Origin of the sequence: Nocardioides sp., from assembly GCF_035547795.1 — a bacterium.
In the GTDB taxonomy this organism is placed as follows: domain Bacteria; phylum Actinomycetota; class Actinomycetes; order Propionibacteriales; family Nocardioidaceae; genus Nocardioides.
On record NZ_DASZUF010000032.1, the window covers coordinates 1 to 7,111 of the forward strand.

Annotated in this window: 9 protein-coding genes; 1 reads left to right on the top strand and 8 read right to left on the bottom strand. The window is 69.6% G+C overall.

Going from position 1 to position 7,111, the window contains the following annotated elements:
- The 7 genes from VHA72_RS02550 to VHA72_RS02580 all read right to left on the bottom strand — a co-directional run.
- A partial coding sequence (locus VHA72_RS02550; RefSeq protein WP_325572879.1) for an ABC transporter permease occupies positions 1-1,145 on the bottom strand: 1,145 nt, incomplete at its 3' end.
- 109 nt (positions 1,146-1,254) lie between these two features.
- The gene (locus VHA72_RS02555; RefSeq protein ID WP_325572880.1) at positions 1,255-1,965 is read right to left on the bottom strand and encodes an ABC transporter ATP-binding protein; all 711 of its coding nucleotides are present in this window, start codon (positions 1,963-1,965) and stop codon (positions 1,255-1,257) included.
- Positions 1,962-3,218 carry an efflux RND transporter periplasmic adaptor subunit gene (locus tag VHA72_RS02560; protein WP_325572881.1) on the bottom strand — a complete coding sequence of 419 codons (1,257 nt, stop codon included), beginning with the start codon at positions 3,216-3,218 and terminating at the stop codon, positions 1,962-1,964. The genes VHA72_RS02555 and VHA72_RS02560 overlap by 4 nt, the downstream gene beginning before the upstream one ends.
- A gap of 141 nt (positions 3,219-3,359) precedes the next feature.
- Positions 3,360-3,947: a PspA-associated protein PspAB gene (gene pspAB, locus VHA72_RS02565; RefSeq protein ID WP_325572882.1), complete on the bottom strand. Its 588-nt coding sequence runs from the start codon at positions 3,945-3,947 to the stop codon at positions 3,360-3,362.
- Complete coding sequence (htpX, locus tag VHA72_RS02570; RefSeq protein ID WP_325572883.1) at positions 3,947-4,873, bottom strand: zinc metalloprotease HtpX; 927 nt, start codon at positions 4,871-4,873, stop codon at positions 3,947-3,949. Before htpX ends, pspAB begins: the two co-directional genes overlap by 1 nt.
- Before the next feature lie 40 nt (positions 4,874-4,913).
- A complete protein-coding gene (pspAA, locus tag VHA72_RS02575) occupies positions 4,914-5,192 on the bottom strand; it encodes a PspA-associated protein PspAA (RefSeq protein WP_325572884.1) in 279 nt (92 codons plus the stop codon).
- Positions 5,189-5,977, bottom strand: coding sequence for a PspA/IM30 family protein (locus VHA72_RS02580; RefSeq protein WP_325572885.1), 789 nt, complete (start codon positions 5,975-5,977; stop codon positions 5,189-5,191). Before VHA72_RS02580 ends, pspAA begins: the two co-directional genes overlap by 4 nt.
- Positions 5,978-6,161: 184 nt before the next feature.
- Between VHA72_RS02580 and VHA72_RS02585 the strand changes: the two genes are divergently transcribed.
- Positions 6,162-6,737, top strand: coding sequence for a DUF3043 domain-containing protein (locus VHA72_RS02585; RefSeq protein WP_325572886.1), 576 nt, complete (start codon positions 6,162-6,164; stop codon positions 6,735-6,737).
- 25 nt (positions 6,738-6,762) lie between these two features.
- On the opposite strand, the gene VHA72_RS02590 is transcribed toward VHA72_RS02585, so the two are convergent.
- The coding region (locus VHA72_RS02590; protein ID WP_325572887.1) for a dihydrodipicolinate reductase C-terminal domain-containing protein at positions 6,763-7,111 on the bottom strand (349 nt) is incomplete at its 5' end.

Consider the following 7,111-nt stretch of genomic DNA (forward strand, 5'->3'; position numbering starts at 1 on the left):
GAGGTGGCGATCGCACCGAGGGTGGCCAGCAGCGAGAGCGAGACCGGCTGGGAGATCAGGTTCGGCAGGACCTGGGCACCGACGACGGCGAGGACGACGCCGACGATGCCCCCGGCCAGGCCGAGCAGGGAGGCCTCGACCAGGAACTGGCGACGGATCACCCGGGGCGCCGCCCCCAACGCCTTGCGCAGCCCGATCTCACGGATCCGCTCGGTCACCGAGACCAGCATGATGTTCATCACCCCGATGCCGCCGACCAGCAGCGAGATCGCCGCGATGCCACCGAGCAGCACCGTCAGGGTCTTGTTGGTCGAGTTCGCCGTCTCCACCAGCGACTGCTGCGAGGCGATGGAGAAGTCGGCAGTGCTCGCGGTGACCCCATGCAGGTTCGTCAACAGCCCGTCGATCTCCTGATACGCCGCCGAGAGCGCGTGGTCGCTGAGGGCCTCGACATAGATCGTGGAGACCGACGCCGTGGTCGATCCGGTCAGTCGCTTGGCGGTGCTCAGCGGGATCACCGCCTGGTCGTCCTCGCTGCTCCCCGAGGAGGACGCGCCCGAGGACGCCAGCACCCCGATCACGGTCAGCTGGGTGCCGTCCACCGTCACCGTCTGCCCCACCGGACTGACCGGCCCGGAGAACAGCTCGCTGGCGGTATCGGCACCGAGCACGACCACGTGCGCGGCGTCGGTGACCTCCTGATCGGTGAAGAACCGGCCCGAGGACAGGCTCCGCTTGCGGACCTGCGGCCAGCTGGTGGTGGTGCCCACCATCGAGGTAGTCCAGTTCGTGGTCCCGTTGACCAGCTCGGCGTTGCTGGAGGTCTGCGGCGCGACCGCCTTCACATCCGGGGCGACCGTCTTGTCAGCGATCGCGTCCGAGTCCTGGAGGGTCAGCGTGGAGGCCGACCCGAAGCCGCCACGCACGCCGCTGGAGTTGGTGGTGCTGCCCGGCGAGACGATCAGCAGGTTCGAGCCCAACGCGCTGATCTGGTCCTTCACCTTGTCCTGGGCACCCTGACCCAGCCCCACGGTGAGGATCACCGAGGAGATGCCGATGACAATGCCGAGCATGGTCAGGATGCTGCGCAGCCGGTGGGCACGAATGGCCTCGCCGCCGGCCCGGAACGTCTCCAACCAGTTCATGCAAGGCCCCCGTTCAGAACACAGCGAAGCGAACATCCGAGCCAACATCCGAGCGAGCATTCGCGCGAGCATTCGCGCGAGCATTCGCGCGAGCATTCGAATGGGATGCTCATACCGCGGCCACCGCCTGGTCGGCGGTGATCTGGCCATCGCGGATCACCAGGTTGCGCTGGGCCCGGGCCGCGACATCATGCTCATGGGTGATCAACACGATCGTGCGACCCGACCCATGCAACTCATCGAGCAGGCCGAGCACCGCCTCGGTCGAACCCGAGTCCAGGTTCCCGGTCGGCTCATCAGCCAAAATGATGTCCGGCTCGGTCACCAACGCCCGCGCCACCGCCACCCGCTGCTGCTGACCACCCGAGAGCTCACCCGGCCGGTTCTCCACCCGATCAGCCAAACCGACCCGCTCCAACGCCATCATCGCCCGCCGGCGACGCTCCGCACGGCCGATGCCGGCATAAACCAACGGCAACTCGACATTGCGCCACGCCGGCATCATCGCCAGCAGATTGAACTGCTGGAACACGAACCCGATCCGACGGTTACGCACCTGCGCCAACTGCGCCTCGGACATCGCCGAGACATCCTCCCCGCCAAGCCGGTAGTGGCCCTCGCTGGGATTGTCGAGACAACCCAAGATATTCATCAACGTCGACTTACCCGACCCCGACGGCCCCACCACCGCGACGTACTCCCCCGCCCCAATGGTCATATCAATCCCCCGCAGCGCCTCAAACTCCAAACTGCCACTGCGATACGTCTTACGAACCCCATCAAGCTCGACCACCGGTCCGGCGACGAAGCTGTCGCTCATTGGCCACCACCCAGCAACGCCTGCTTCTGTACCGCGAGGCCCGCGAGTCCGGCGCCTCCGCCAGCACCGGGGCCGCCGACGAAGCCACCGCCGCTGCCGCCACCGCCGGGGCCGAACTGGAACGTGCGGCCGGTGCCCCCGCCGTTCCCGTTGCGGTTGCCGCCCCCGCTGGGGAGGGTGATCCCCGGCACCTGGACGGTGTCGCCGGCCTTGAGACCGGAGAGGATCTGGGTGCTGGTGCCGTAGACGGTGCCGACCTTGACGGGTGTCTTGACCGCCTTGCCGCCGACCATCTTCATCACGTAGGTCGAGCCGCCGGAGGACTGCACCGCCCGCGACATCACCGAGACCACGTTGGGCACCTGCTTGACGATGATCGAGGCGGTGGCGCTGGTGCCGGCGTAGAGATCCTTCTGCTTGCCGGTCACCGCGATGGTGACCGGAAAGACCGCCGCGCCGCCGTCACTGGTCTGCGCGACCAGGCCGACGCTCTGCACGGTGCCGTAGATGGTGGCGCTGCTGCCGGTGACGGTGACCTGGGCCTGCATCCCCTTCTTGACCTGCGAGGCCTCGTCGGCGGCGACGGTCGCGTCGACGATGAACTTGTTGCTCGACGTCACCGTGACCGCGCTGGAGCTCGAGCTGGAGTCGGAGCTGGCCGCGTTGGACAGCCCGTTTCCGCCCGAGCCCGAGCCACTCGAGCCACCGCTGACCACGTCGCCGACGGCGAGGTCGATGGCAGACACGGTGCCGTTGATGGTCGAGCGCAGCACCGCATTGGCCACGTCCTGCTTGGCGCTGTCCAGGCTGGCCTGCGCCGAGACCACGGCGGTCTCGTCGGCGGCGAGCTGGACGTCGGAGGCACCCGCGTCGACATCGGTGGTGTGCTGGCTGACCGCCGCGTCGTAGGAGGCCTGGGCGGCGGTGCGGGACGCGACCAGCGCGGCGTCGTCCACCTTGGCGAGAGCCTGGCCCTTGACCACCTTGTCACCGGCCGCGACGTACACCTTGGTAACGGTGCCCGAGACCGCGAAGTCCAGATCGGCGGTCTTGGCCGGCTCGATCGTGCCCGACGCCGACACGGTCTGCTTGACCGTGCCCGAGGTCACCCGGACCGTCAGTGCCTGCGTGGCAGCGGTGCCGCCGCCGCGGGTGAGCAGCCAACCGCCCACGCCGCCGACGACCACCAGGACCGCCACCACGATCGCGACCCAGCCCTTCCAGCCCGGTCGCCTCCATCTGCGCTTCGACACGCCGCCCTGCCTCTCGCCTGTGCTTGATGAGATGAGGCTGGCGGCTCTGCCTGAAAGAACCGGGAAGCAATCCCAAGACGAGGCTGTGACGCGGCTAAGAAGTGCCGAACCGGTCTTGGCTGGGGCTCAGGGAACAGTGACCTACAGGCCGGGCGCGCCCCACAGTGCCATCCAGCGGGACAGCTCCGGCTCGAGGCTGAGATCGCCCTTGAGCGTGTCGCGCACCTGGATCTCGAGGAGGTTGTCACGGCTGTTCGGACCGGTGGGCGCGAACGGGTAGAACGTGCCTTGCTTGTAGAGGTAGACCAGCCCCACCTTGCGGCCCGCCGAGTCGGCGAACGGGATCAGCGAGCACAGCAGGCCGGGACCGTAGCCGTCCTGCTCCAGGGTGGTGTTGACCGCGTGCAGGTCGGTGCACAGCCCGGTCAGGTCGGGGTTCTGTGGATCCAGCGGCTCGTTGTCGACCAGCAGCCAGGTGAACCCGTAGGAGTCCGACTGGGTGGTCACCTTGGGCGCGTCGCTGCCCTCCCCCAGCAGCGCCACCAGATCGCGCTGCGCGTCGGCGAAGCCGGCCCCCGCGGCGGCGCGGTAGCAGACCGCGCCGTCGCCGGTCGGCACGAAACCGAGCGCGCTCTGCAGCGTCAGCGCCGCACTCGGCACCTGGAAGAGCGCGTCGAGGTTGGCCTGCTTGGGCTTGCTGCGCCCGGTGAGGGTGTCCCAGAAGCCCATCAGCTGCCGGGCCTGCCGAGCTCGGCCTCGATCCGGGCCAACTGCGCCAGCCGCTGCTCCAGCGAGGGGTGGGTCGAGGTGAGCGTCTTGAGCGAGACGCCGCTGATCGCCGGGGCGAAGAAGAAGGCGTTCATCGGCTGGGCGGAGCGCAGATCCTTCTGCGGGATCCGGTTGATCTCGCCGGTGATCTTCTGCAGCGCACTGGCCAGTGCCCGCGGCTTCATGGTCAACTGCGCGCCGGCGCGGTCGGCGGCCAGCTCGCGGTAGCGCGAGAGCAGCCGCAGCAGCAGGAAGCTGATGGCGTAGACGATCAGGGAGCCCACCAGCACGATCAGCCAGATCGGCAGCCCGCCGTTGTTGCGGTCGTCGCGGCGGCCACCGCCGAAGCCGCCGAACATGGCGCCGTACTGGGCGCCGCGGCCGAGCATCCCGGCGATGATGCCGGCGGTCGACGCCACCGTCATCACCAGGACGTCGCGGTGCGCCACGTGAGAGAGCTCGTGCGCCAGCACGCCCTCGAGCTCTTCGGCGTCAAGGCGGCGCAGGATGCCGGTGGTGACCACCACGACGGCCCGGCGGGGCGATCGGCCGGTCGCGAACGCGTTCGGCAGGTCGGTGTCGGCCACGCCCACCCGCGGCATCGGCATGTCCGCAAGGGTGCACAGCCGCTGGATCATGCCGTAGAGCTCGGGAGCCTGCTGCTGGTTGACCTCCCGGGCGCGCATCGCCTTCATCGCGATGGTGTCGGAGGAGTACCACTGCCACCAGGCGATGCCGATGCCGGCCAGGCCGATCAGCCAGGCGTAGGCCGGGAAGGCGTACATCAGCCCGACCACGAGCGCGACGAACAGCCCACCGAGCAGGAAGATGACCGCTGTCATCCGGGTGGTCAGCCCGAGATCACCGGCGAATCGTGTGCGTGCCATGTCTCGTCAACGGGTACGGCGCGTCGGAGGTTCCCCGGCCTCAGCCGGGGATCAGCCCGTCGTCGGCGAGCATCTCGCGGACCTCCTCCAGACCCGCGTCGGCGGGCGGCAGGATGAGGTCGGACTCGGCGTACTCCTCCCCCGCGCGCGGCACCCCGACGGTGCGCACGCCGGCCAGCAGCCGGCCCAGCGCCGCGGTGAAGGCGGCCTCGTCGCCGGAGGCGATCGCCGCCTCGACCTCGGCGTCGAGCTGGTTGAGCCGGTCCAGTGCGGCGTCGGCGACGTCGTACTGGCCCTCGCCGAGGATGCGGACGATCACTGCTGCGCCTCCGGCTCACTCTCGGTCGCCGGTACGTCGGTGGCCGGGGCGCCGGCCTCGCCCTGACCGATCGCCTGCGGCGCGGCCGGAGCGCTGAGCCCCTTCATCCGGGCCAGCTCGGCCTCCACATCGCTCTGCGAGCTGAGCTCGTTGAGCTGGCGGGCGATGTCGTCGCCGGGCTGGGCGGTCAGGTCGTCGAGCGCGCCGGAGGCGAGCAGCTCGTCGACGGCGCCGGCCCGGGCCTGCATCTGCTGGGTCTTGTCCTCCGCACGCTGGATCGCCAGGCCGATGTCACCCATCTCCTCGCCGATGCCCGCGACCGCGTCGTTGATCTTGGTCTGCGCCTCGGCGGCGGTGTAGGTGGCCTTGATGGTCTCCTTCTTGGTGCGGAAAGCCTCCACCTTGGCCTGCAACCGCTGCTGGGCCAGGACGAGCTTCTCCTCCTCGGCCTGGAGGTTGGCGTGCTGGGTCTGCAGGTCGGCGATCTGCTGGGTGAGTCCGGACTTGCGGGTCAGCGCCTCGCGCGCCAGATCCTCACGGTTGGCGTTGATGGCCTGCTGCGCCTGGCTCTGCAGCTTGTCGGACTGCTGCTGGAGCTGGTTGATCTGCAGCTCGACCCGCTTGCGGCTGGTGGCGACGTCGGCGACGCCCTTGCGCACGTTGGTGAGGAGCTCGAGCTGCTTCTGGTAGCTGTAGTCGAGGACCTCGCGGGGGTCCTCGGCCTTGTCGAGGACCTTGTTCGCCTTCGCCTTGAAGACCAGGCTCATGCGCTTCATCAGACTCATGGGACGACGGGTGCCTCTCTTGCGCGAATGTGCTGTGACCTCACCCTACGGCGCGAGCGCAACCCGCGGCGAGTAACCCGGCGAGAGGTTCCGCCAGTAGGGGCGGCGCGCGGCCGACTCCCGCCCTGCCGGCGGAATCTCCTAGGCTGGGCCCACCATCCTGACCGATCCAGAAGGCCCTCCGTTGCTCCGTCGCAAGTCAGCTCCCGCCACCACCGCCGAGATCGCCCCCAAGCCGGGCGGCAAGGGGCGCCCCACCCGGAGCCGCAAGGAGGCGGAGGCGGAGAACAAGGCGCGCGCGAAGGGACCACGCAGCAACCGACGTGGATCCTCGCGCGAGCAGCGCGCCCAGAACGCCGCCCGGATGCGCGAGGCGCTGCGCACCGGCGACGACCGCTACCTGCCGGCCCGCGACAAGGGCCCGGTACGACGCTTCGTCCGCGACTTCGTCGACAGCCGGATCAGCTTCGCCGAGCTGGCACTGCCGCTGGTGGTCATCTGCTTCGTCCCGAGCTTCGTCGGCTCCACCACCGTGGTGCAGGTGGCCAACGAGATCCTGCTGGTGATGATCGTGGTCATCGCGCTGAACCTGGTCTTCCTCCGGTTCAAGCTGGGCCGCGAGCTCACCCGGCGGTTCCCGGGTCAGCCGACCAGGGGCCTGACCTGGTACATGTGCTCGCGCGCCCTCCAGCTGCGCTTCATCCGCGCCCCGCGCGCGCAGGTGCGGATCGGGCAGCAGCTCCCCGACACCTACCGCTGATCCTCGACCCGCCCGGCGGTCGCCGTCAGGCCAGATCGAGGAAGTGCTCCAGGCCGACGGTCAGACCGGGGTGATCGCCGATGGCACGCACGCCGGTGAGGACGCCGGGAGCGAACGACGCCCGATCCAGCGAGTCATGCCGAATGGTCAACGTCTCGCCCGGGCCGCCCAGCACGACCTCCTGATGGGCGACCATGCCCCGGATGCGCAGGCCGTGCACGTGGATGCCCTCCACCACGGCACCGCGGGCGCCCGCCAAGGCGGTGCTGGTGGCGTCGGGAACCGGACCCAGCCCGGCCTCGCGCCGCACCGCGGCGACCAGCTCCGCGGTCCGGCGCGCCGGGCCGGAGGGCGCGGCGGCCGTGGTCGGATGG

Coding starts and splice junctions, on each gene's coding strand:
- VHA72_RS02555 (WP_325572880.1), bottom strand. CDS start 1,965: ATGAGCGACAGCTTCGTCGCCGGACCGGTGGTCGAGCTTGATGGGGTT.
- VHA72_RS02580 (WP_325572885.1), bottom strand. CDS start 5,977: ATGAGTCTGATGAAGCGCATGAGCCTGGTCTTCAAGGCGAAGGCGAAC.
- htpX (WP_325572883.1), bottom strand. CDS start 4,873: ATGGCACGCACACGATTCGCCGGTGATCTCGGGCTGACCACCCGGATG.
- pspAB (WP_325572882.1), bottom strand. CDS start 3,947: ATGGGCTTCTGGGACACCCTCACCGGGCGCAGCAAGCCCAAGCAGGCC.